28 protein-coding genes are annotated in these 22,218 nt (G+C 37.8%); 15 read left to right on the top strand and 13 right to left on the bottom strand.

The annotated features are described in order from the left end of the window. The first annotated feature begins 245 nt into the window (after positions 1 to 245). The 6 genes from ABDZ91_RS08495 (at position 246) to ABDZ91_RS08470 (ending at position 4,476) form a co-directional block, all read left to right on the top strand. Positions 246 to 1,472, top strand: coding sequence for an NAD(P)/FAD-dependent oxidoreductase (locus ABDZ91_RS08495; RefSeq protein ID WP_343798059.1), 1,227 nt, complete (start codon positions 246 to 248; stop codon positions 1,470 to 1,472). A 76-nt stretch (positions 1,473 to 1,548) separates the two neighbouring features. Beyond that, entirely contained in the window at positions 1,549 to 2,025 is a 477-nt protein-coding gene (locus tag ABDZ91_RS08490) for an NUDIX domain-containing protein (RefSeq protein WP_343798057.1), read from the top strand. A 153-nt stretch (positions 2,026 to 2,178) separates the two neighbouring features. After that, positions 2,179 to 2,313 (top strand): YuiA family protein, encoded by a 135-nt coding sequence (locus ABDZ91_RS08485; RefSeq protein ID WP_343798056.1) that lies wholly within the window; start codon positions 2,179 to 2,181, stop codon positions 2,311 to 2,313. A gap of 166 nt (positions 2,314 to 2,479) precedes the next feature. Then, the gene (locus tag ABDZ91_RS08480; protein ID WP_425541805.1) at positions 2,480 to 2,812 is read left to right on the top strand and encodes a YuiB family protein; all 333 of its coding nucleotides are present in this window, start codon (positions 2,480 to 2,482) and stop codon (positions 2,810 to 2,812) included. A 148-nt stretch (positions 2,813 to 2,960) separates the two neighbouring features. Continuing rightward, entirely contained in the window at positions 2,961 to 3,680 is a 720-nt protein-coding gene (locus ABDZ91_RS08475; RefSeq protein ID WP_343798055.1) for a 3D domain-containing protein, read from the top strand. 232 nt (positions 3,681 to 3,912) lie between these two features. After that, the gene (locus tag ABDZ91_RS08470; protein ID WP_343798053.1) at positions 3,913 to 4,476 is read left to right on the top strand and encodes a hypothetical protein; all 564 of its coding nucleotides are present in this window, start codon (positions 3,913 to 3,915) and stop codon (positions 4,474 to 4,476) included. Positions 4,477 to 4,535: 59 nt separating this feature from the next. On the opposite strand, the gene ABDZ91_RS08465 is transcribed toward ABDZ91_RS08470, so the two are convergent. Then, the gene (locus ABDZ91_RS08465) at positions 4,536 to 5,009 is read right to left on the bottom strand and encodes a divergent PAP2 family protein (protein ID WP_343798051.1); all 474 of its coding nucleotides are present in this window, start codon (positions 5,007 to 5,009) and stop codon (positions 4,536 to 4,538) included. A 220-nt stretch (positions 5,010 to 5,229) separates the two neighbouring features. On the opposite strand from ABDZ91_RS08465, the gene ABDZ91_RS08460 reads away from it, so the two are divergent. The 3 genes from ABDZ91_RS08460 to ABDZ91_RS08450 all read left to right on the top strand — a co-directional run bounded on the left by ABDZ91_RS08460 (position 5,230) and on the right by ABDZ91_RS08450 (position 8,979). Continuing rightward, positions 5,230 to 6,726, top strand: a complete 1,497-nt coding sequence (locus ABDZ91_RS08460) for a leucyl aminopeptidase (RefSeq protein WP_343798049.1) — start codon at positions 5,230 to 5,232, stop codon at positions 6,724 to 6,726. Positions 6,727 to 7,271: 545 nt separating this feature from the next. Then, the gene (locus ABDZ91_RS08455) at positions 7,272 to 8,585 is read left to right on the top strand and encodes a Na+/H+ antiporter family protein (protein WP_343798047.1); all 1,314 of its coding nucleotides are present in this window, start codon (positions 7,272 to 7,274) and stop codon (positions 8,583 to 8,585) included. 94 nt (positions 8,586 to 8,679) lie between these two features. Beyond that, positions 8,680 to 8,979 carry a hypothetical protein gene (locus tag ABDZ91_RS08450; RefSeq protein ID WP_343798045.1) on the top strand — a complete coding sequence of 100 codons (300 nt, stop codon included), beginning with the start codon at positions 8,680 to 8,682 and terminating at the stop codon, positions 8,977 to 8,979. Positions 8,980 to 9,067: 88 nt separating this feature from the next. Here the strand turns inward: ABDZ91_RS08450 and ABDZ91_RS08445 are convergent, their stop codons facing one another. Continuing rightward, positions 9,068 to 9,454, bottom strand: a complete 387-nt coding sequence (locus ABDZ91_RS08445; protein WP_343798043.1) for a YuzC family spore coat inner layer protein — start codon at positions 9,452 to 9,454, stop codon at positions 9,068 to 9,070. Between the two features lie 171 nt (positions 9,455 to 9,625). Between ABDZ91_RS08445 and ABDZ91_RS08440 the strand changes: the two genes are divergently transcribed. Further along, positions 9,626 to 10,219: a DedA family protein gene (locus ABDZ91_RS08440; RefSeq protein ID WP_343798041.1), complete on the top strand. Its 594-nt coding sequence runs from the start codon at positions 9,626 to 9,628 to the stop codon at positions 10,217 to 10,219. A gap of 39 nt (positions 10,220 to 10,258) precedes the next feature. Here the strand turns inward: ABDZ91_RS08440 and ABDZ91_RS08435 are convergent, their stop codons facing one another. From ABDZ91_RS08435 to ABDZ91_RS08400, 8 genes are all read right to left on the bottom strand, one after another. After that, positions 10,259 to 10,435, bottom strand: coding sequence for an asparagine synthase (locus ABDZ91_RS08435; RefSeq protein ID WP_343798039.1), 177 nt, complete (start codon positions 10,433 to 10,435; stop codon positions 10,259 to 10,261). A 91-nt stretch (positions 10,436 to 10,526) separates the two neighbouring features. Then, positions 10,527 to 10,886, bottom strand: coding sequence for a monovalent cation/H(+) antiporter subunit G (gene mnhG / locus ABDZ91_RS08430; RefSeq protein WP_343798038.1), 360 nt, complete (start codon positions 10,884 to 10,886; stop codon positions 10,527 to 10,529). Then, positions 10,867 to 11,154: a Na(+)/H(+) antiporter subunit F1 gene (locus tag ABDZ91_RS08425; RefSeq protein WP_343798036.1), complete on the bottom strand. Its 288-nt coding sequence runs from the start codon at positions 11,152 to 11,154 to the stop codon at positions 10,867 to 10,869. The genes mnhG and ABDZ91_RS08425 overlap by 20 nt, the downstream gene beginning before the upstream one ends. Continuing rightward, positions 11,154 to 11,630 (bottom strand): Na+/H+ antiporter subunit E, encoded by a 477-nt coding sequence (locus ABDZ91_RS08420; RefSeq protein WP_343798034.1) that lies wholly within the window; start codon positions 11,628 to 11,630, stop codon positions 11,154 to 11,156. The genes ABDZ91_RS08425 and ABDZ91_RS08420 overlap by 1 nt, the downstream gene beginning before the upstream one ends. Positions 11,631 to 11,636: 6 nt before the next feature. After that, positions 11,637 to 13,121 (bottom strand): Na+/H+ antiporter subunit D, encoded by a 1,485-nt coding sequence (locus ABDZ91_RS08415; RefSeq protein ID WP_343798032.1) that lies wholly within the window; start codon positions 13,119 to 13,121, stop codon positions 11,637 to 11,639. Next, on the bottom strand, positions 13,114 to 13,455 hold the full coding sequence (locus tag ABDZ91_RS08410) for a Na(+)/H(+) antiporter subunit C (RefSeq protein ID WP_343798030.1): 342 nt from the start codon (positions 13,453 to 13,455) through the stop codon (positions 13,114 to 13,116). Before ABDZ91_RS08410 ends, ABDZ91_RS08415 begins: the two co-directional genes overlap by 8 nt. Then, positions 13,455 to 13,877 carry a Na(+)/H(+) antiporter subunit B gene (locus ABDZ91_RS08405; protein ID WP_343798029.1) on the bottom strand — a complete coding sequence of 141 codons (423 nt, stop codon included), beginning with the start codon at positions 13,875 to 13,877 and terminating at the stop codon, positions 13,455 to 13,457. The genes ABDZ91_RS08410 and ABDZ91_RS08405 overlap by 1 nt, the downstream gene beginning before the upstream one ends. Beyond that, positions 13,864 to 16,275, bottom strand: a complete 2,412-nt coding sequence (locus ABDZ91_RS08400) for a Na+/H+ antiporter subunit A (RefSeq protein ID WP_343798028.1) — start codon at positions 16,273 to 16,275, stop codon at positions 13,864 to 13,866. The genes ABDZ91_RS08405 and ABDZ91_RS08400 overlap by 14 nt, the downstream gene beginning before the upstream one ends. A gap of 227 nt (positions 16,276 to 16,502) precedes the next feature. On the opposite strand from ABDZ91_RS08400, the gene ABDZ91_RS08395 reads away from it, so the two are divergent. Then, a complete protein-coding gene (locus ABDZ91_RS08395) occupies positions 16,503 to 16,733 on the top strand; it encodes a hypothetical protein (RefSeq protein ID WP_343798027.1) in 231 nt (76 codons plus the stop codon). A 30-nt stretch (positions 16,734 to 16,763) separates the two neighbouring features. On the opposite strand, the gene ABDZ91_RS08390 is transcribed toward ABDZ91_RS08395, so the two are convergent. After that, positions 16,764 to 17,948 (bottom strand): MFS transporter, encoded by a 1,185-nt coding sequence (locus tag ABDZ91_RS08390; RefSeq protein ID WP_425541804.1) that lies wholly within the window; start codon positions 17,946 to 17,948, stop codon positions 16,764 to 16,766. Between the two features lie 445 nt (positions 17,949 to 18,393). Continuing rightward, positions 18,394 to 18,771, bottom strand: a complete 378-nt coding sequence (gene kapB, locus ABDZ91_RS08385; RefSeq protein ID WP_343798025.1) for a kinase-associated lipoprotein KapB — start codon at positions 18,769 to 18,771, stop codon at positions 18,394 to 18,396. Positions 18,772 to 18,886: 115 nt separating this feature from the next. On the opposite strand from kapB, the gene ABDZ91_RS08380 reads away from it, so the two are divergent. The 4 genes from ABDZ91_RS08380 to ABDZ91_RS08365 all read left to right on the top strand — a co-directional run bounded on the left by ABDZ91_RS08380 (position 18,887) and on the right by ABDZ91_RS08365 (position 21,054). Next, entirely contained in the window at positions 18,887 to 19,489 is a 603-nt protein-coding gene (locus tag ABDZ91_RS08380; protein WP_343798024.1) for a peptidylprolyl isomerase, read from the top strand. 24 nt (positions 19,490 to 19,513) lie between these two features. Further along, entirely contained in the window at positions 19,514 to 19,705 is a 192-nt protein-coding gene (locus ABDZ91_RS08375; RefSeq protein WP_343798022.1) for a hypothetical protein, read from the top strand. A 91-nt stretch (positions 19,706 to 19,796) separates the two neighbouring features. Next, positions 19,797 to 20,363 carry a superoxide dismutase family protein gene (locus tag ABDZ91_RS08370; protein WP_343798020.1) on the top strand — a complete coding sequence of 189 codons (567 nt, stop codon included), beginning with the start codon at positions 19,797 to 19,799 and terminating at the stop codon, positions 20,361 to 20,363. A 79-nt stretch (positions 20,364 to 20,442) separates the two neighbouring features. Beyond that, positions 20,443 to 21,054, top strand: coding sequence for a histidine phosphatase family protein (locus tag ABDZ91_RS08365; RefSeq protein WP_343798018.1), 612 nt, complete (start codon positions 20,443 to 20,445; stop codon positions 21,052 to 21,054). Between the two features lie 30 nt (positions 21,055 to 21,084). On the opposite strand, the gene ABDZ91_RS08360 is transcribed toward ABDZ91_RS08365, so the two are convergent. After that, entirely contained in the window at positions 21,085 to 22,146 is a 1,062-nt protein-coding gene (locus ABDZ91_RS08360) for a YeiH family protein (RefSeq protein WP_343798016.1), read from the bottom strand. Positions 22,147 to 22,218: the final 72 nt, after the last annotated feature.

Here is a 22,218-nt window from a genome sequence, read left to right as displayed (position 1 = left end):
ATATGATGGAATCGTACAGTTTGTTAAGATTTTATGACAATTTTTGATAATTTTTTTCAGGTTGTACATTATCTTTAAATGATACTCAGAATAAGTAGTATTTATTCCGTGTGTATTACATAGGGCTATGCATTCAGCTATAGATTTTTTTTGCCATTATTCGTGAAAATCATCACAAAGTAATTTATATAATCTGGTAACATGAAATGGCCCTGTTTAAGAAAATATAAATAGAAAAGGTGGAAGTGATTCAATTGAAAAAGCCTAACATTGTTATTCTAGGGGCTGGATACGGTGGACTTATGGTTGCCACTCGTCTTCAAAAGCAACTAGGAGTAAATGAAGCAGAAATTTTCTTAGTGAACAAACATGACTACCATTATGAAACAACATGGTTGCATGAAGCGTCTGCAGGGACATTACATCATGATAAAGTACGTTACGATATTTCAAGCGTTATTGATCGCAACAAGGTTACATTCATTCAAGATAGTGTTCAAAAAGTGAATGCTGAAGAAAAGAAAGTGATTCTTGAAGGTCAAGAGCTTGCTTATGATTATTTAGTAGTAGCATTAGGTGCAGAATCTGAAACGTTTGGAATTCAAGGACTAAATGAATATGCATTCTCTATTTCGAACGTAAATAAAGCAAGACAAATTAGAGAGCATATTGAATATCAATTTGCTACTTACCACAATGAAGAAGAAAAAGATGATACTCGTTTAAGAATAGTTGTGGGTGGAGCTGGTTTTACAGGAATTGAATTCTTAGGTGAGTTAGCAAATCGTGTTCCAGAGCTATGTAAGGAATATGATGTAGACTATCACAAAGTGAAAATCATCTGTGTAGAAGCAGCGCCATCTGCCTTACCTGGGTTTGATCCAGAGCTAGTGGATTACGCTATGAGCTACCTTGAGAGAAAAGGTGTAGAATTTAGAATAGGTACAGCTATTAAAGAAGCTACGCCAGAAGGCATTATTGTTGCTAAAGGTGAAAATGAGGTAGAAGAAATTAAAGCAAAAACAGTTGTTTGGGCAGCTGGTGTAAGAGGTAACTCAGTTATTGAAGAATCAGGATTTGAAGCTATGCGTGGACGCGTAAAGGTTGAAAAAACACTACAAGCTCCAGGTCATAGCGATGTATTCATCATCGGTGACTGTTCTCTAATGATTAACGAAGAAATCAACCGTCCATACCCTCCAACAGCTCAAATTGCCATGCAACAAGGTGAACTTTGTGCAAAGAATATTGCTGCCTTAGTACGTGGTAAGGAGCAACTAGAAGAGTTTACTTTTGATAACAAAGGAACTGTATGTTCTCTTGGTGAGGATGATGCTGTAGGTATTGTATTCGGCAAGAAGATTGTTGGATCAAAAGCTGCATTCATGAAGAAAGTAGTCGATAACCGTGCACTTTACATGATTGGTGGCCCTGGACTAGTCCTGAAAAAAGGCAAATTTAACTTTTTCTAAAATGAGACTTAAATGAGGCTGTTGCTAAAGCGACAGCCTTTTTTACATATTTACTAATTAAGAAAGGAGAATCTTTATGAAAAGGGGAAATGTCTGGTTAGGTGTTTCAGGACTTGTAACGGACGATTTAGGTAGGTTTTTGGTAGTTAAAAAAAGATATAGTGGCCTAAAAGGACAATGGTCGTTTCCTGCAGGGTTTGTTAACGAAGGGGAAACATTAGACCAAGCAGCTATACGAGAAGTCCAAGAGGAAACAGGAATTCGTGCTGAAATCGAGGGATGTATTGGTATTCGAACAGGAGTTATAAAAGAAACGATCAGTGACAACTTAATTATTTTTAAACTAAAGGCATCTGATACAACCATCACGATTCAAGAAAAAGAGATCTCAACCGCAGCATTTGTTGACCCCAAAATATTGGTGGAGTCAGTTGATTCTTCCCTCTTAGTCAAGCATTTTGCAAACCAATTGGGGACTGCGCTTTTGAAGGGAGATTACCAGTCTAACCCGGGAGATCATTTCGGATATTCATCCTACCATCTATTTTTATAATATTTTGAAAAATTAAGAAATTTAATGAAAACAAGAGCAATCTATTATTGAATGCGTTTACATCGCTGATTGTGCCTGTTTACTGAACTTTTCCTTCAAAAAAAATCCTGATATAGTTATCCTCAATCAAATCTCAAAAGGGGTGACATCAAGATGATCAACATGTTAAATCTAAAAACTAAAGAATGTGTGTATTGTTCAGGAAAAGGCTATTTTCAACTCCTACTAGGGGGATCCGAAACCTGTCCTTGCTGTGGCGGTAGTGGAAAGAAAAAAGAGGCTTGCTAACTTCTTGGAATCATAATGCGACTATACACTCGTTCCGTTGAATAACGGAATTTTTTTTGTGTTCTTAAATGTTCTCAAAACGTTCATAGTTAGAATAGTAGTTCCATTGACGGAAAAGACTTCTTTCATTACACTTAATACTGTTAAGAAGAAAGAGGTGCTATGAATGCCAATGGATGCAATGAGTATTCCAGCTATTATCATATCTGTTGTATTATTTTTTGTTCTATTTTTTGGAATTGGATTCTTACTAAACATGCTTTTAAGAATGTCCTGGATTATGGCTTTTCTTTTCCCAGTCATTTCAATTTTAATCATAGATGATGTTCGGTTTATCGAGTATTTTACATCACCAGGCGAAAGCTTTTCCTTGCTCTGGGGAGATCTAATAAACTTACATATTTTGGATATTATTATACTGACTAGCGGATTTTTAGGAGCTATTACGGCGGGGATTGTGATTATCTCCTTAAGAAAAAGAGGATATCGGATGTTTTAAGTAAAAAGTGGCCAAATGGTCACTTTTTTTATTTAGAGAACAGCATATTCTATATGTAAATTATTCTAACTTTTCAATAAATTTCACCCTTCATGAATAATTTCCTGTCAAAACGGAAAGGAATATGTCAGGGAGGGTGAAAATCTAGATGCAAAAATATAATAACTTGTTTAAAAGAGTTTTAATGACGTTACTAGTGATCTTAGCTTTAATGACAACCTTTCAGTTTGTTTCAGGAGCACAAGCCAGAGTGATGGTGTCCCCGTGGATTACTGAGTTAGATATTGAACGTGATCATTTTGAAAATGGTAGATTTAATAATCATCAATTCCGTGCGCTAGGGCTTTCTTATAAGTATTTAAATAAGCGAGCAAGCTTGGATAAATTTATTTCATCATCAGCACCAGTGGTAACTAAAACCCCAAATTTAGAGGATGCCATAGACTGGTCCCAATACCCGAAAAGAACGGTGGTGGCCACTGGCTACACTGCAGGGGTTGAGTCAACTGGAAAAAATCCAGGACATCCATTATACGGGATTACTTATTCAGGTGTGAAGGTTAAAAGAGATTTGTATTCTACGGTCGCAGCAGACTTACGTGTTTTTCCAATCGGAACCATACTCTTTATTCCAGGTTACGGTTATGGCGTTGTAGCGGACAAGGGTTCAGCAATTAAAGGGAATAAACTAGATTTATTTTTTGAAACAGTGGATGATGTATATAACCAATGGGGTAAGAAGACAGTTGACGTTTATGTTGTTGAAATGGGAGACGGCTCTCTTTCTGAGGTCGAGCTTCAAACATTAAATGAAAACGAAGCGATGCAAGTTTTCCGTTATCAATACACAAAAGCAAATCGGAACTAGATATCAATTAAATAAATTGCTAACAGTTGCTCACTGATTTTCAGTGAGTTTTTCTTTTTTTTTTGAGTGGTTTATCATTTTCCTTCGTTTATTAAGATAAGAAAAAAATTTTGTAAAAATAGAAAACAAATGAATGATTTTATCGTATACTTAGATAGCTTGTTTTTAATTCCATTTGATATCCAGTTTATGAAATTATTTGAATCTCATTAAAACTATTTAGAGGTAATTTATGAAAGAAATTTATATTCTTTTTACAGATCCAGAGACTTGGATTGCTAAGTCCATTCGCCTGTTTACAAAAGCTGAATACAACCATGTATCCATCGTTCTATCTAACGATTTGAAGGAAATGTATAGCTTCGGAAGGAAAAAACTCAACAATCCTTTATCAGGTGGCTTTGTACAGGAACATCCTAAACAGGGGATATTTGCAAGGAAGCCTCACATTCGTTGTTTACTGTGCTCTCTAACGGTGACAGATCAACAGTTTGAGGTGATTAACAAATATGTTCAAGAAATGAAAGAGAACGCAGATGCTTTTAAATACAATTACTTTGGTATTCTTGGTATCGTGTTAAATATAGCGATTGATCATGACCAAAGATATTTTTGCTCTCAATTTGTTGCCTTTATTTTAGAACAAGCGGGTATTCATCAATTTGGAAAGCCTCATGCTCTAATTGCGCCACATGAAATACAAAATCTACCTTTTCTAACGCCTATCTATGAAGGTAATTTACATGAATATTATGAAGTTCAATATAAAGCACCCTATTTTCTTTCAGGAATTTAGGTTCGCTAACCATTATATTGTATTGAAGAAAAATAAAAAGCGCGGATTGAACGCGCTTTTTAGCTGAAAAATGAACCGAGTATAAGTGCTAAAATAATACCAGTAATTGCTCCGAAAAAAACTTCAATGGGCTTGTGCCCCAGTACTTCCTCTAATTCCTGCCTTTTTTCCTCAGGGCTTTTTGGCCAGTTTTTTGCGTCAGAAACTAACTTTTGGAAATCCTTCATTAACAAATTGATTGCAATGGCTTGCTCACCTGTCTGCCGGCGTACTCCGGAGGAATCATACATGACAATAATGGCAAATACTGTTGAAACAGCAAATAGTGTTGAGGAAACACCCTCTACAATGGCCACCCCTGTTGTTAAAGCGGTTACACCAGCTGAATGACTGCTGGGCATTCCACCTGTACTATTAAAGAGCGACCAATCCCACTTTTTTGTCGCAACAAATGAGATAGGGATTTTTATGAATTGAGCAAAAATAATGGCAGAGATCGCAGCAACCAGGGGAAAGTTTAAAAATAGTTCCATGTTGTGTCCACCTTAATAAGAGTTCTTGAAACATTTATAGATGTAAAGAAGGCTGTTTTTTCCTGGAGAATCGGAAAGCGGCCCAAAAAGGAGTATGTAATCATAATTTCTGAACAAACTCCTATAATTATACCATATTTTTTTAGGAGTATAAGCTTGTTTATCAATAAAGTCGAAATAGTAAGAAACCTCAGCTATAATAGAAATCGGAGGTGTTTTTATGTTTACGATTGAAAGAAATTTTAACTGGAATCAACAATACGACGCACTTGTGATTGGATTATGGGATCAGCCACTCCAATTAGACGGTCTTCTAGGTGAGGTAAACAGTAAACTACATAATCAGTTAGAAGAAATTATTAAAACAGGTGAGATATCAAAAAAAAGTAAAGAGATTGGGTCTGTTTTCACGTTAGGAAACTTTGGAACCAAAAGAATTATAACAGTTGGTTTAGGCAAAAAAGCTAGTGTGACCACTGAAACCATTAAGGAAGCTTTAGGGAAACTATTTAAACAGTTGAATGGAAAAGTTAAGAGTATTAGTGTAGATTTATCTAGCTTCACGAGTGAATCAGTGGCTATTGAAGATGCTGGTTTTGTTTTGGGTGAGTCACTTGCATTGTCTACGTATACATATAGTGGGTATAAACAAAAATCAAATGAACCTGAAAAGCATATTGAACAAGTTTCTGTAATCAGTGAAGAAGAAGAGGTGTTGGCGTCACTTCAAACGGGCTATATCTTCGGTAAAGGAACGAATTCTGCCCGGACACTTGTAAATACGCCAGGAAATATGCTGACGGCAACAGATATGGCTGAATATGCTGCACATCTAGCAGAAACCTATGGATTTGAAAAAGAAATTCTTGAAAAAGAAGACATGGAGAAGCTTGGAATGGGTGCCTTGCTCGCAGTAAACCAAGGTTCAACAGAACCACCTAAGTTGATTGTATTAAAATACCAAGGTAAATCAGAATGGAAAGATGTAATCGGTCTAGTAGGGAAAGGTGTTACTTTCGATACAGGCGGTTACTCTATCAAACCAAAAGACGGTATCGTTGGAATGAAAACAGATATGGGTGGAGCTGCAGCGGTATTAGGTGCAATGGAAATCATCGGAGAATTAAAACCTGAACAAAATGTGGTAGCAGTCATTCCAGCTACAGATAATATGATCAATGGTAATGCCTTCAAACCAGATGATGTCATTACAGCTATGAGTGGACTGACGATTGAGGTTTCTAATACTGATGCAGAAGGTCGTCTCGTATTAGCAGATGCTATCACTTATGCGAAACATCATGGAGCAGGGTATTTAGTTGATGTAGCGACTTTAACCGGTGGAGTCATTGTAGCACTTGGCACACATACCACAGGGGCTATGACAAATAATGAAACGTGGTTTGAACAAGTTTTAGAAGCTTCACATGAAGCAGGAGAGCCAATCTGGCGTCTCCCAATTACAGACAAGGATGTAAAACGGATTAGAAGTAGTAAAGTAGCAGATCTTAATAATTCACCTGGAAGAGAAGGACACGCGATTATGGGCGGAACCTTTATCTTACAATTTGCTGAAGATACACCATGGGTCCATTTAGATATTGCGGGTACGGCTACATCTAAGGCAGACTATGAACTAGGTCCAGCAGGTGCTACCGGCGTTATGGCTAGAACACTGGCTGTGTTAGTTGAGAACTTCACTGCTGATCATAAATAAATCATTCCTGAACAAGTCTCCTGTGGAGGCTTGTTTTTTTTGGGGGGGAGGAACCTGAGTTCTGAAAAAGGGTGCCTGAGTTCTGAAAAAATGTGCCTGAGTTCTGATAAAAGGTGCCTGAGTTCTGAAAAAGGGTGCCTGAGTCCTGAAAAAAGGTGCCTGAGTTCTGAAAAAGGGTGCCTGAGTTCTGAAAAAAGGTGCCTGAGTTCTGAAAAAGGGTGCCTAAGTTCTGAAAAAGGGTGTCTGAGTTCTGATAAAAGGTGCCTGAGTTCTGATAAAGGTTGTCTAAGTTCTGATAAAGCGCACCAGAGTTCTAACTAAAACGCCAGCGTTTGGATAACGCATGCATAACTGCGGATAAAACCTACCCGTCTTCCGGTGACGCCCCCCTTAAGAAAGTAATTTGGAAGAAAATGAACAAACCAACCCTGTTGACACAAAAGTATTTTCTATGATACTCTTCTACAGTATTTTAATTCTCTACCAATTTAGCAAACTAAAGTGAAAGATAGATAGAAAGTATAAAATAAAGGAGTTTTCATAGAATGAATGCGGTTGTTATTTCAGTTCTCATCATGCTTGTCTTAAGCTTAGCTCGCATACATGTGGTCATTGCTTTGGCAGTAGGTGCCTTAGTGGGTGGTATCGTTGGTGGTATTTCATTAAATGATACTGTACAAATTTTTACCGAAGGACTTGGAAATAGTGCAAGTGTTGCGTTGAGTTATGCCCTTCTTGGAGCATTTGCAGTAGTTATTTCAAAAACGGGTCTTCCTGATTTGTTAATTCAATGGGTTATAAAGCTTTCTTCCAAAAAGGGAGAAAGTCAAAACAAAGCTAAATTAAAAGCTCTGATTATTTTACTAATATTGTTGATGGCCATATTCTCTCAAAATCTAATTCCAGTACACATAGCTTTTATTCCAATTTTAATTCCGCCATTATTGAAGTTATTCAATGAACTTCAATTAGATCGTCGTTTAGTGGTGAGTGTTTTAACTTTTGGCTTAGTGGCACCATATGTTTTACTTCCGGTTGGATTCGGACAAATATTCCAAGGGATCATCAAAGATAACATGGCTCTTAATGGAATGGTGGTACAAAGTACAGATATTCCAAAAGCATTGCTTATACCAACATTTGGTCTGGTTGTCGGCTTGTTAATAGCTATTTTCGTGTCTTATCGAAAGCCAAAGCAATATGGTCAAAGTGAAGAGGTTGTATTAGAGGAAGTAAGTATTAACAAAAAAGCGATTGCCTTTTCTATCATTGCAATAGTGGTTGCGCTAGGTATTCAGTTATATTTAGATTCCATGATTTTTGGAGCACTAGCGGGAATTGCCTTTTTATACCTAACTGGAGTTGTTAAAGGAAAGCAAGGCGATGAATCGTTAACTCAAGGTATGAAAATGATGGCTTTCATAGGATTCGTTATGCTTGCAGCTAACGGATTTGCCAATGTCATTAAAGCAACAGGTGATGTTGAAACATTAGTAGAAGCATCTGCTGGATATATCAATAATCAACAATGGCTTGGTGCATTACTTATGTTGATTGTTGGATTACTAGTTACGATGGGAATCGGTTCATCATTCTCAACTATTCCTATTATTGCAACTATTTTTGTACCACTTTGTATGGAATTAGGCTTTAGTCCGATGGCAACGATTGCGCTTATAGGAACTGCAGGTGCATTAGGAGATGCTGGTTCTCCTGTTTCCGATAGTACTCTTGGTCCTACATCAGGGCTGAACGCTGATGGACAACACAACCATATTTGGGATACCTGTGTGCCAACGTTCCTACACTTTAATATACCTTTAATTGTATTCGGATGGTTAGCATCCTTAATCCTATAGTTTGAATATATGTAAAGCCCATGCGGTACAAACCTCCTATGCATATACAAGTAGTGTAGGCACCAGTAGTAGCCGAACTAAAGGAGGTTTACCTATGCATCAAAGACCGAAACCAAAAGGGTATGGTCAACACGGAGGTCATCACGGAAGTCATCACGGAGGCCATCACGGAGGTCATCATCACGGAGGCCATCATGGCGGTCACCATGGAGGATATCATGGTGGTTCTAGTTACTATCCAGGAGGAGCCTTTCTTGGTGGAGTATTAGGTGGATTATTGGGAAGTGCTGTTACACCGCAACAACCGTATGGATATTCCTATCCACCGCCACCGCCTGCTTATCCTCCAAACCCTTACCAATACCCGAACAATTCGTACTATCCATATTACTAAAAAAATAGCCCAAGAGGGGCTATTTTTTTGTATTCATTATTGTGAGTTATTTCACCGAGTTGTCTCATACTATATTACTATATAGGTGTTATCTCCATCTTAAAACAATATTTACACGACAGCAGTCAGCCTCTCCTGATTTTCCTAAGAAATACAGTTTTAACCCTTCTGGATTAAACTCAATTCTTGGTATTGTTTTGAGACCAATATTCGTAATCATTTTATTCACCTCGTCCATTTTAGACTTTTGTGCTGCATCCATTAGCTTTTTTGAAAAATCATTGGATGTTTCTATTCGATCAAGTATTTTTTGAACATCTGAGAGGATGGGCTTTGTTACTTTAGCTGATTCAACAAATAAATGTGGATCCACATCCAGAAATTGTCTATGAAAAGATTGCCAAGGTAGCAATCCATATGGAGACGGATAGTATGTTGGGTGAAAGGGAGGTAGGTACCTTGAGCGTCGAAACATTACATTTCCCTCCATTCTATTTAATTTCATAATCATTCTGCCCGAAGTTAACTAATCCTTTCCATAATATGCTAGTAATCTTGGAGATTATGTTTGTTAGAAATCTCTAGTTGTAATATAGTTAATAATGATAAGAAGAGAATATGAACGGAAGATTAGGCGGGATCTGAATTGGAGCTAGAATCGATTGCTGAAGTTGTCGACCAGTTTGGTTATGTTGGACTATTTTTGTGGCTTTGGTTAGGTGTTTTTGGAGCACCGATTCCCAATGAAGTCATTGTTCTGACGGTTGGATTTATTAGTTCATCGGAAGTTCTAGTTATTGGATATGCATTTTTTGTGGTCTATTTAGGTATTGTCTGTGCCTTAACTACTACTTATCTTTTAGGGAGATGTGTCGGAAGCCCGCTACTGTTACAGTTGAAAAAATATAAGCGGTTTAGTCATTCTATAGACCGTTCACTAAATTTTATGAATAAGTATCATACATTTTCCCTCCCACTTAGCTATTTTTTACCTGGATTGAGGAATTTGGTGCCTTTTCTATATGGGGTAAGTAAGCTAAAATATAAAACTTTTGCAATCCTAGCATATTCTGCAGCATTTGTTTGGACTGTGGCCCTGTTCCAAATCGGGTACTGGTTTGGAGAAGAAATTGATACTCTTCGAATTTATTTTAGAGAGGCTGTTTTGGTCGGACTGGCAGGACTAGGCGTCACGGCGTATTTTATTTGGAGAAAAAGGAAAAGAGTCAGAGAACATTAGATAATGAGAAAGCAGCAATCCAATTGGATTGCTGCTTTTTTAATAACGATGTTCAAATAAATCAATAATACCTAAAACGATATGAGCAAGACCGAAGCCTAGCACAGTACTTGAGAGCATTTTGTCTACTTTACGATTTTGACCTAAAACAATGCCGAGCGTTGTCACAATGGCACCCAAGATGGTTGGGATTAACCCCTCACGAATTCGATACATGAATTGTCCCTCCAATATCTAGTTGAGTCTGCATTTTTATTATGCTCCTAAACCATTTATGTCAATGGAGGGATTTTTATCCAATTAAACTCTACATTTCTTTGGAAGAAGATTCTTCCTTTTGAAGGTCATCATATTTGCTTTTTTCCCAAAGCTTTACGCCAGAATTATAGGCAGCACGTGCAATTAGATGGCCAGCTACAGGAGAAGTCAAAAAGATAAAGAAAATCGCTAATATAATTCTTGAATTAAAGTGACCTTCCATTTGCCAGAAGTATAAAAACGTCCCAATTAAAATCATCATAATGCCAAGAGTAGCACTTTTTGAGGCCGCATGGTTACGCGTATAAATATCTGGTAAACGTATAACCCCAAAGGTTGCTACCAAAGAGAGAAGGGCCCCTATTCCAATGAAAAAGGCGACAAGGACTTCAATGATTGTCTCGGTCATGTTCAATGACAACTCCCTTCTCTAAGAATTTGGAAAAAGCTACTGTACCAATAAAAGCAAGAACTCCAATTAAAAGAATGACCTCTAAAAAAGCATTCGTTTTTAAAAGAATTGAAATGATCGCCACAATAGCTATTAGGTTGATTCCAATTCCGTCAAGGGCAATGACTCTGTCAGGAGTTGAAGGTCCTTTAATGACACGAAAAATAAGGCCTAACATAGACAGTGAAACCGCAATCAGGGAGATAGTTAGTACTGTTTCGAGCATTAACGACTCACCTCCATAATTGCTTTTTCGAATGAACTTTTAATGGCGTTAATCTCATCCTGTATTTCACCTAAGTTCATAGCATGTACGAATAACGTTTTTTGATCCTCTGATACCGAAATCACAAGTGTTCCTGGAGTTAATGTAATAAGTAGTGATAGAACGGTAATCTCCCAGTCCCTCTTTAAATCAGTTGGGAGAGCAAAAATACCAGGTTGAATATCAAGCTTTGGTTTTAAAATTAACTTAAGAACGGATAGATTGGCGAGTAAAAGTTCTTTAAAGAAAATCAAGATTAGTTTTACAATTGCCCAAGCCCGTGCTACATAAAACCTTGAATGAAAGTATCGCCTCATTCCAAAAAGGATAAGAAGACCAAGGATATATCCAACTAGGAATGTTTGGCTGTCATAGGTGTCTTGTAGAAACATCCATATGAATGCAAGAAAAACATTTAACAACATTTGAAAAGCCATAACACTCTACTCCTTTAAAACAGCATCAACATAAACAGAAGGGTCGATTAAGCTTTCTGCTGCTTTAGAAATAAACGGTTCTGTTAATTCTGCACCAAACCCATATAAAACAGAAACGGTAACTAATAACATACATGGAAGCAGTAGTCTCTTTACAGGTACCTGATCTTCTTTACTCCAATTCTTTGGGGTTCCCCAGAAACCGTTGATGAATATTTTCATAACAGAAAATAAAACAAAAAGACTTGAGAATATAACAACTAGACTACCGACCATTTCACCTTCATAGAACCCGCCCTGTGCAATTAAAATTTTTCCAACAAATCCACTAAAGGGTGGAATCCCTGCAAGAACAAGGGCTGAAATAAAGAAAGTCCAAGCGAGAAGTGGGTATCTTTTGATTAAGCCGCTAATTTCTTTTAAGTTGCTTGTACCTGTGATAGCAATGATCACACCAACTAATAGGAAAAGAGCCGCTTTGATAATCATATCGTGAATGATATAAAAGATTGAGCCAGTTAAACCTGCTTCTGACATGGTGGATACTCCAAAAAGGATCACACCCACTGCAATCATGATATTATAGATAATGATTTTCTTAATATCCCAATATGCAATTGCTCCGATCACTCCAAATACGATGGTGAGTAATGCAAGCCAACCAAGTAAAGAGTGTGTAAAAGCAACGTCTTGTTGGAAAATGAGGGTGTAAGTTCTCATGATGGAGTAGACTCCAACCTTGGTAAGTAATGCCCCGAATAATGCCATAACCGGGATAGGTGGTGCATAATACGAACCTGGTAACCAAAAGAACAATGGGAAAATGGCCCCTTTTAACCCAAACACTACAAGGAATAAGACAGCTATTACTGTAAGTACACCGGTCCCTTCAGTACCGACCTCTGCAATTCGAACAGAGAGGTGTGCCATATTTAGTGTCCCAGTTACAGAGTACAAATAGGCTACACCGATAACAAAAAGGGATGAAGAGATAATGTTAACTAATATATACTTCAATGATTCGCGTAATTGTATTTTCGTTCCACCTAACACTATAAGCACATATGAAGACATAAGCATGACTTCAAAAAAGACAAATAAATTGAAGATATCTCCTGTTGTAAAGGCACCATTAACCCCTAATAAGAGGAATTGTACAACAGGATAAAAATAAAACTTTTCTCGATCCTCTCCAATCGTCCTAAACGCATATAGGAGGCAAACTAAAGTGATAAAACTTGAAGTAGTTACTAAAAGTGCTGATAACATATCTGATACTAAGCTAATTCCAAAAGGAGCTGCCCAGTTACCCAGATTTACACTTTGAATTCCATCACTCTGATTGGCATAAATGAGTAAACCTGCTGCCAATGTAGTAAGTAGTGTCGAAATGACGGAAAGGGTTCTTTGTAAAGGTACACTTTTAAAGAATATTAACAAAATGGCTGTAAGTAATGGAATTAATAATGGATAAATTAGTAGATTACTCATGACTTTCGTTTCCTCTCAACCGATCCATATTATCAGTACCAAGCTCTTGATAAGCTCTGTATGCAAGTACAAGGAAAAACGCAGTTACCCCAAAACTAATAACAATGGCTGTTAAAATGAGAGCCTGAGGTAGTGGGTCGGTATAATCTGGTGCGTGCTCCCCAAGTAACGGAGCAGCACCAGTCTTTAATCCACCCATAGTTAGTAACAATAGGTGAGCTCCATGGCTTAGTAGACCTGTACCAATAATGATTCTTAATAAGCTTTTTGAAAGCATTAGATACACGGCACTCATAAATAAAAATCCAATAACAAATGACATTAGAATTTCCATTATTCACTCACTCCAATCGTTTGAATAATGGTTAACGTGACACCGATTACGACTAAATAGACACCCGTGTCAAAGAAAACAGCTGTGTGTAAACCGGTTTCGCCTAACAGTGGTAAATTAATTTCCCAGTAGCCGTGTGTTAAGAATGGTAAATCAAAAACCAATGCTCCTGCACTTGTAAGGACTGCAATGAGAAGCCCGATTGCAGCCAATATTTTAAAGTCAATTGGCAGGATGGAAGCTACTGTTTTTATATCATAAGCCAATAGTAGTAATACAATCGCACCTGCAGTCATTAACCCACCAATGAAGCCACCACCTGGCGTGTAATGCCCTGCAAAAAAGATGTGGATAGAGAACAAAATGATGATAAACACGGTTACTTTAGTAACCACTTGAAGAATAACATCATTGGTTTTCATGCTTTTCCTCCTTTCCACTCATGCGAAGCTTAATCATTGCATAGATCCCAAGGGCGGCAATACCGAGTACGCAAATTTCAAACAAGGTATCGAAACCACGAAAATCAACTAAGATGACGTTAACCATATTTTTACCATGTGCCTGTTCATATGTGTTTTCAACATAATATTGAGAAATGGGTTCAAATATCTTTGTACTATGAGCAGACAAAGCAATTAAAGTGACCGTTATCCCTACACCTAAGGCAATAAGAGCATTGTTAAGCTTAAATGCCATTCTTTCTTCTCTCTTTAGCTTTGGTAGGTGATAGAAGCATAGTAGGAATAATGCAACTGATATGGTTTCAATTACTAGCTGTGTTAATGCTAAATCTGGTGCCCTGAATACAACAAATAACAAAGCAACAGTGTACCCAACTGCACCTAATGCGATAATAGCTGTCAATCGAGACTTAGCCGCAAGTATGGTTATCGTTCCGGCAATCATTACTAAGGCTAGAATAACTTCATATACCCCAATAGAAGAGGCTGTCTCCCAGTTCAATCGGAACGCACCAGTATAGAACAGTGTCCACAACAGGATCGCAACAAAAAATATAAAAATGTATACCAGGTACGAACGAATAAAACCTGTCATATACCCTTTAGTCATGTTAAAAGCGCCACGTTGCGTAAGTAAAAGTCCACGGTCGTAGAAATAATTAAGTGTAACTTGCTCAGGTAATCTATTATAGATTCCACGCCATTTTGACTGTGTTAAGAACAAAAGGGTTCCTAAAGCTATAACACCAATCGTCATATAAAGCTCAATGTTAAACCCATGCCAGAAAGAAATATGAACATGGAAATGATCACCTTCACCAAGTAGTGCAGGAAGTACACTTTCCATTGTTGGTTCAATAATGTTGTCTGCAATCAAGTTTGGAAAAAATCCAAAAATCACAACTAGTGAACCCAAAATCACTGGTGGAATCAACATGCCGAGAGGAGCTTCATGAGGCTCCTTCTTAAGTTTTTCGGGTTGTAATTTTCCTGTAAAGGTTCTAAAGAAAATAGTCATGCTATAAATAAAAGTGAAAATACTAGCTATCCAAGCTAAGACAGGGAATAGTAGTCCCCATGTTTCCAACTGGAATAAATTCATTTCTGTAAGACGAACCATTCCCGTAAAGAACATCTCTTTACTTAGGAAACCATTAAAAGGTGGTAGCCCCGCCATTGAAAATGTACCTAATAGAGCAATGGTAAACGTGATGGGCATGATGGTCATTAAACCACCAAGTTTTCGAATATCTCTTGTCCCAGTTTCATGGTCAACGATTCCCACTACCATAAATAAACTACCTTTAAAGGTTGCGTGATTCACTAAGTGAAAGATTGCAGCTGACGTTGCTACTGTAAAAATATTTTCATCTAAGCCAAAGTGAATAGAAGCAGCGCCTGCACCGAGTAAGGACATAATCATTCCTAGCTGACTCACGGTTGAAAAAGCTAAAATACTTTTCAAGTCGGTTTGTTTTACGGCATTAAATGATCCCCAAAATAGAGTGAAGATCCCAAAGGAAGTGACTATCCAGAACCATTCGGCCGTCTCACCAAACAAAGGCGTAAACCGAGCTACTAAATAGATTCCGGCTTTAACCATGGTGGCGGAGTGTAAATAAGCACTTACAGGTGTTGGTGCTTCCATAGCATCTGGTAACCAAATATGAAATGGAAACTGTGCTGATTTTGTAAAGGCACCAAGTAATAATAAAATCATAGTAACTAAGAACAGATCATGATTTAATACAAGGTCTGCTTGTGAAATGATTTCACGAATGCTGAAAGAACCAGTTATTACGTATAAAAGAAGGATAGCTCCTAATAGTGCAAGGCCACCAAAAACGGTCATTAGCATCGATTTTTGAGCACCGTAACGTGATTTCTCTCTATGGTACCAATAGCCAATTAGTAAAAAGGATGAAAAACTTGTAAGTTCCCAGAAAGCATACATCACAATTAGGTTATCGGAGAGAACCACTCCAAGCATGGCACCCATAAATAGTAGTAAATAAACATAGAACGTATTTAATTGTTCTTTATTTTTGTCTAGATAATAAATGGAATATAGAACAACTAAAGCTCCGATCCCAGTTATTAACAAACTAAATAAGAGACCTAAGCCATCTATGTAGGCAGTGAAATGAATATTGAGGAATGGAATCCATTCAATACTTTCAATGATGGGTTCCCCGGATTTCGTAGCCCCTAAAAAGGAGAAGAAATAGAGAAATAAAAGAATTGGAAGTGGTAAGACAAACCATCCAGTATGAAAATTTCTAAACCATTTATAAAAGATCGGAACAAAAATAGCCAGTAGTAAAGGAGATATGATGGCTATATGTAAAAGCGACAATGAAAAACCCCCCTCGTCTTAATTTTCGTATGTATTTTTCTTGTCCTTTTTTCTTGGAAAAGTCACCATCATTATACATGAATGGAATAGTGAATGCATGCGATAGCCATTATAGTCACAAAGTATTCATACTTAGATTTATCTTCTACCTTGACACTTTTTCTATCCCTTCATATTTAATTGTATAAAAAGTAAGAATGATGCAAAGACTATTCATGGTGATGAACATGTTCAAAAAGCTCACAGTATGTGGACTCGTTTTTGTAACCCTTTTTGGAATGGCATGGATGGCAAATGAGCATCATAATTCAGAGTATGAATTTATTGAGTGGGATCAAGAAATAGGGGATCTCAATCTAATGCCTTTAAGTACAGAGGGTGGAGAAATGATGCTTAATAAGAAGATGCTTAAAAAATTCCGATCACGTGAGTATGTTCGAATTTCAACAGCATCATAGACAAAAAAAGGAGCCGCTTTGGCTCCTTTTTTAATGGTTGGTAACAGTACGTCCACTTGTCTTTTCTCTTCGTACACTCCAAAAAAGGAGTGAAAATCCAAATAGGAATATGAGACTGGTGATAAAGAAAACAGTTGATATTCCAAACAACCCAGACATAATTCCACCTAGGGCTGGACCGATTACATTCCCAAGGAAACGACAACTAACATTGTAGCCTAGAATTTCTCCTTGCATTCGAATGGGGGCGACCCTGCGGATATATGCTGTTACACAAGGAATCATACCTCCAATCGCCATACCAAATAGGAAGCGACACAATACTAATTGCCATAAGTGGGTAGCTAGACCTTGTGGAATAAACAGAATGGTTGCTGAGAGAAGTAGAATAAGCAATACTTTTTCATATCCAATTTTATCCCCAAGTTTTCCCCACTGCCGTGTGGCTAATAAATTTCCAAATCCAGTAGCTGAAAAGGCAAGTCCGGCTAGGAAAGCTATGCTACCTGCACTCGTTAATTCACTCACATACAACGCAAGTAATGGTTGGATGCTAAAGTTTGCTACCTGTACAATGAGTGAAATGAGCATGATGGTTACAAGAACTCGATTACTAAATATGAATTGAAATACTTCTTTCCGCGTGTGATTGCTTGCTTTTTTGTCCTTTGCGGATTTAGGGGCTTCTTTAATTCCGATCAACACGAACAGTGTTGCAATGGCAATCGAAATGGATGTAATAATAAATGTGTATTCAAAGCCGACCGCATCTGCCATCATACCACCCAAAAGCGGACCGAATAGTCCCCCAGAAACAGTACCTGTTTGAAGAGTACCTAATACTTGCCCTGCTTTTTCCTTCGGTGTTTGGGCACTAATGAGGGCTAAAGATGTTGGAATAAAACCAGTAACAGCCCCCATAAAGAATCGCAGAATAAACAATCCCATGACTGAATCCATAAAGCCCATAAAAAAGATACTTGTAGCAATACCAAAACCGTTAATTAAAAGAATGGGTTTATACCCATATCGATCTCCGATTCTCCCCCATATAGGAGATACAAAAAAGGCTGTCAAGAATGTAATACCGAATACGAAGCCAGCCCATCTCTGAACGTACTCATCACTGAATTGCCCAAATGTCTCAATATAAAGAGATAAAAAGGGCATGACCATTGTGGCACTTGCTGCGACAAGAAAGTTTGCGAACCACATGATGATGAGATTCCGTTTTTCCCTTGAAATGGTAAACACCTTCTTTATTTATTTCGTTACGCTAAATAAAAGTATAAAGCATATCGACTTATTTGAAAAGATATTAGTGACTCGAAATATTCGAAAGTAAAAATAATAGGGTCATTTATCCATAAAAATAGCGGAACCTGAGTCCGCATAATGGCTAGTCGTGCTAGCAGTGGGACAGAGGATCCGCTATTTGTATAAAAAAGTACCTTTTCAGTGGTTATCCGGACAGACGATCCGTTATTTGCCCAAAAATGGGTGAAAAAGCATCGAAAATGTCAAAATAGCGGAACCTGAGTCCGAATACCCCTCGAAAACCGGCATTTTCAATAAAATAGCGGAACCTGAGTCCGCTTGTCTAACAAAAATTAAACCGCACCACTCTAAAACAGCGGTTCCCGGTATCAAACCTTGACAATTATATTCCGTATTCTGTCCTCAAGCTCTCTAAACACTCTAAACTTCTCTTGGCATAAGCAGAATCTTCTGTATCAAGGCTTGCCTTCATTTCATTAAAAGCAGTGACAAGAGACTTCTTATAATCTGGCATTTCTCCATCAAATGGTTTAACCATCTTCTTAGGAATATTGGCTTGCTCACGGTGAGCTAAAGCTTTTCTTTCATGAAAAAAACCCACTTCTGCATCTTTAGGGTTATGAAGGTCCCCTTGGATAGGATGTTTTTTTATAGCCAACACTCTTACCGTATATGCGGTTGGCAATTCCTTCGTTACTTCTCCATAATAATGTCCGGTCTTATAGATTGCTGTTACTTTGTCTCCAATATTAAATTCCAATTCTTCCACCTCATTCACTTCTATCTTTCATGATTGTATCATGAAAGGTGCATATGTGATTGAATTCCTGTATGATAAAATCGAACTTACATATGAAAAGGAGACTGCGTATTTAATGTCTAATCAATCAGTTCTACCTCAATTTGACTATACAAATGAAAAAGTGATTTCATTAAAAATGAACACGTCTAAAGGAACAATTTCCATTGTCCTTTTTCCAGAGTATGCACCAAAAACAGTAGAAAACTTCGTTACGCACAGTAAAAATGGATATTACGATGGCATCACATTCCACCGAGTGATTAAAGGATTTATGATACAGGGAGGAGACCCTAACGGAACAGGAATGGGTGGTGAAAGTATTTACGGACATCCATTTGAAGATGAGTTCGCTCCTAACCTTTTTAACTTTAGAGGAGCTTTATCAATGGCGAACTCTGGACCGAATACAAACGGAAGTCAGTTCTTTATTGTTCAATCAAACGAACTAAACCCACAGTTTAAGTTGCAAATGGAACAAGCTGGTTTTCCAAAGGAAGCTATTGATAAGTATGTGGAAGTTGGCGGAACACCTTGGTTAGACCATAGACACACCGTTTTTGGTCAAATTACTGAAGGCTACGATGTGTTAGATTCCATTGCAAATGTTCAAGTGGGAGCAAATGATAAGCCAGTTGAACCCGTAACGATTGATTCTATAGAAGTTCTAGAAGGATAACTTAGTTAGGAAGGAACTAATAGGATGAGTGGAATTATTTTACAGTGGCTGTTTCTATATTTTCCTGAGGACAAAACGGAATACATCCCTGCTTTTATTACGACTGCTATTTTTTTAGCAGGTGCGGTATTAACCATGCGGTTCTTTATTCGCCATTCGAGAAAAGAAGCAGAAGAGGCTGAAAAGTTACAAACAAAACAGAAGAAAAATGAATAAAAATCAACGTTTCTGATATCCTCAATCTACGTTTATAGTTGTTCAATTTTGGTGAAGATAGCTAACGACAACGTTAGTGGAGGCGATCTTGTTGAAAAAGATAATCGTCATCATCATCACAATTACTTTCTTGGCTGGGTGTGTGACGAACCCGAAGCCCAAAAAAGTTGATGTAGATATGAAGAATCCTGATGGAGATTCGATTGGTACGATCTCGTTAGAAGAACAAGCAGATGGTGTCATGCTGAAAATTGATTTAGAAGGATTACCTCCAGGTAACCATGCGATTCATTTCCATGACAAGGGATCTTGTAAAATACCTGATTTCCTTTCTGCTGGTGAACATTTTAATCCTGATGATAAAAAGCACGGTTTATTAAATCCAGAAGGACCTCATGCCGGAGACCTGCCAAACCTTGTTGTAAAAGAGGATGGAACAGTCAAGGTCGATATTGTGGCGCCCCAAGTCACGCTGACAAAAGAAAAAACTTCTCTTCTTACAAAAGAAGGGACAAGTCTTGTTATCCATGAGAATCCTGATGACGGGATGAGTCAACCTGCCGGAGAATCCGGTGCTAGAATTGCGTGTGGAGAAATTTCAGGTGAAAAGAAACCTGGTCAAGAGTCAGCACAAGATGATACTGGTAGTGAAGAATAAATCCTCCTGTTTTAGGAGGATTTTTTCTTTTTCACAGCGAATACATAACAGTTCCAAAAGTAGAGGGGGAAGAGTTAGAGTGGATATTTTTTTAATACGTCATGGAGAATCAGAAGCTGATCTCTTGCATGTGCATGAAGGACGCGCTGATTTCTCATTAACTGAAAAAGGTAGAAAACAAGTTCATTTTTTAGGTAAGTTCTTTAGCGAGAAACATCAAGTGGATCAAATATATGCGAGTCCGTTGAAAAGAGCCCATGAAACGGCAACGACTCTTTCGGAATATACAAAGGTACCAGTCACATTGAAGGAAGACTTAATGGAATGGAACAATGGAGTCCTTGCTGGCGTTGGCTATGAAGAAGCTAAAGCACGTTTTCCTGAGCCTCCTGGTGGTAGAAAACCATACCAGCCAATTGAAAAAGGCGAGTCTGATTTACAATTTCGAAACCGAGTTGAGCACTTTTTTTATGAGCTAATCGACCAGCATACGGAACAGGATTCTGTCGCTGTTGTAGCCCATGGAGGAACCATCTCACAATTCTTAAAAATCTTTTATCAGATCCCTCCCGTCTCACCTTACGCAATATATACAGGGGATACTGGGGTACATCACATTCGAATAACAGGCACTGCCAAAATTACATTTTATCTGAATAGGCAAGATCACCTGATTGGGTCTGAGTTTTAAAAGAAATCCCGCTTTTTAGCGGGATTACCTTTATAGCAATAATAGTAAAATAGGTCCTATTAAACTGAGGGCAATAAATCCAAGTACCCCAACAATAACAGGTTTTATTCCTACTTTTTTAAAGTCGCTAAAGTTAATACTTAAACCAAGACCTGCCATAGCCATAGCCAAAAGGTACACACTTGTTTCAATCAGAAAATTTGAAAGAGAAACAGGAATTAGCTGGAATGTGGTAACGATACTCATGGCTAAGAAACCAAAGATAAACCATGGAATAGGTAAGTTTCTAAGTTTAGTAGAGATAGAATTAAATTCCGTATTATCTTTTCTTTTGGTAAAAAGATACCCTAGTACTAGTGCAACTGGGATAAGAAGGGCAACACGACCTAATTTCGTTAAAAGAGCACTGTCCATACTTGCCCCTTCTCCTGGAATGGATGCTGCAATGACATGTGCTAATTCGTGTAGTGTGGCACCAACTAGGACGCCGTAACTTTCAGAGTCAAGTGTGAGGAAAGGGTAGAGAAAGATATAAACAAGTGCACCAATTGTACCTAGGATAGCAATGCAAGCAACTGCAAGTGCGGTGTACTCTTTTTTACTTTTAATAACCGAAGATACTGCTACAATGGCTGCTGCTCCACAAACCGCTGTGCCAACAGCAATTAAGGCTGCTAAATGGCGATCGACTTTGAATAACTTACCAAGATAAATCATTAGGGAGAGGGTGAAAATGATGACAATGACATCAATGAAAATAATACCAACACCTGCATCTACAATTTGTTGAAGGTTTAGTCTAAGTCCCATCAAAATGATTCCAGCTCTTAACAAGTACTTACTGCTAAAACCAATGCCAATGTTTACATTTACCTGATCGCCCATTAAACTTCTCCAGCACATCCCTACTAGGATAGAAATAATCATTATTCCCATAATGGAGAAGAACGGTAATTTCGTTATTTGGTCTGCTACGATAGTTATTACACCTGTTAACACTAGCCCTCTTACTAACCCTCTTATGTATTTCTTTCTTTTTTCTGTTAAGAGTGGGGTTGGTTGTGCTTCTTCAAATTCCTTTCTTGCTTCCATATTTTTTCCCCCTAGAATAGTCTTCTATATACAGTACCACAGTTTTAGCGGGGGACATCATTGAATAAAATG

The organism is Bacillus carboniphilus (assembly GCF_039522365.1).
In the GTDB taxonomy this organism is placed as follows: domain Bacteria; phylum Bacillota; class Bacilli; order Bacillales; family JC228; genus Bacillus_BF; species Bacillus_BF carboniphilus.
Note: the sequence above shows the minus strand (reverse complement) of the source record. Positions and strands in the feature narration are given on the sequence as shown.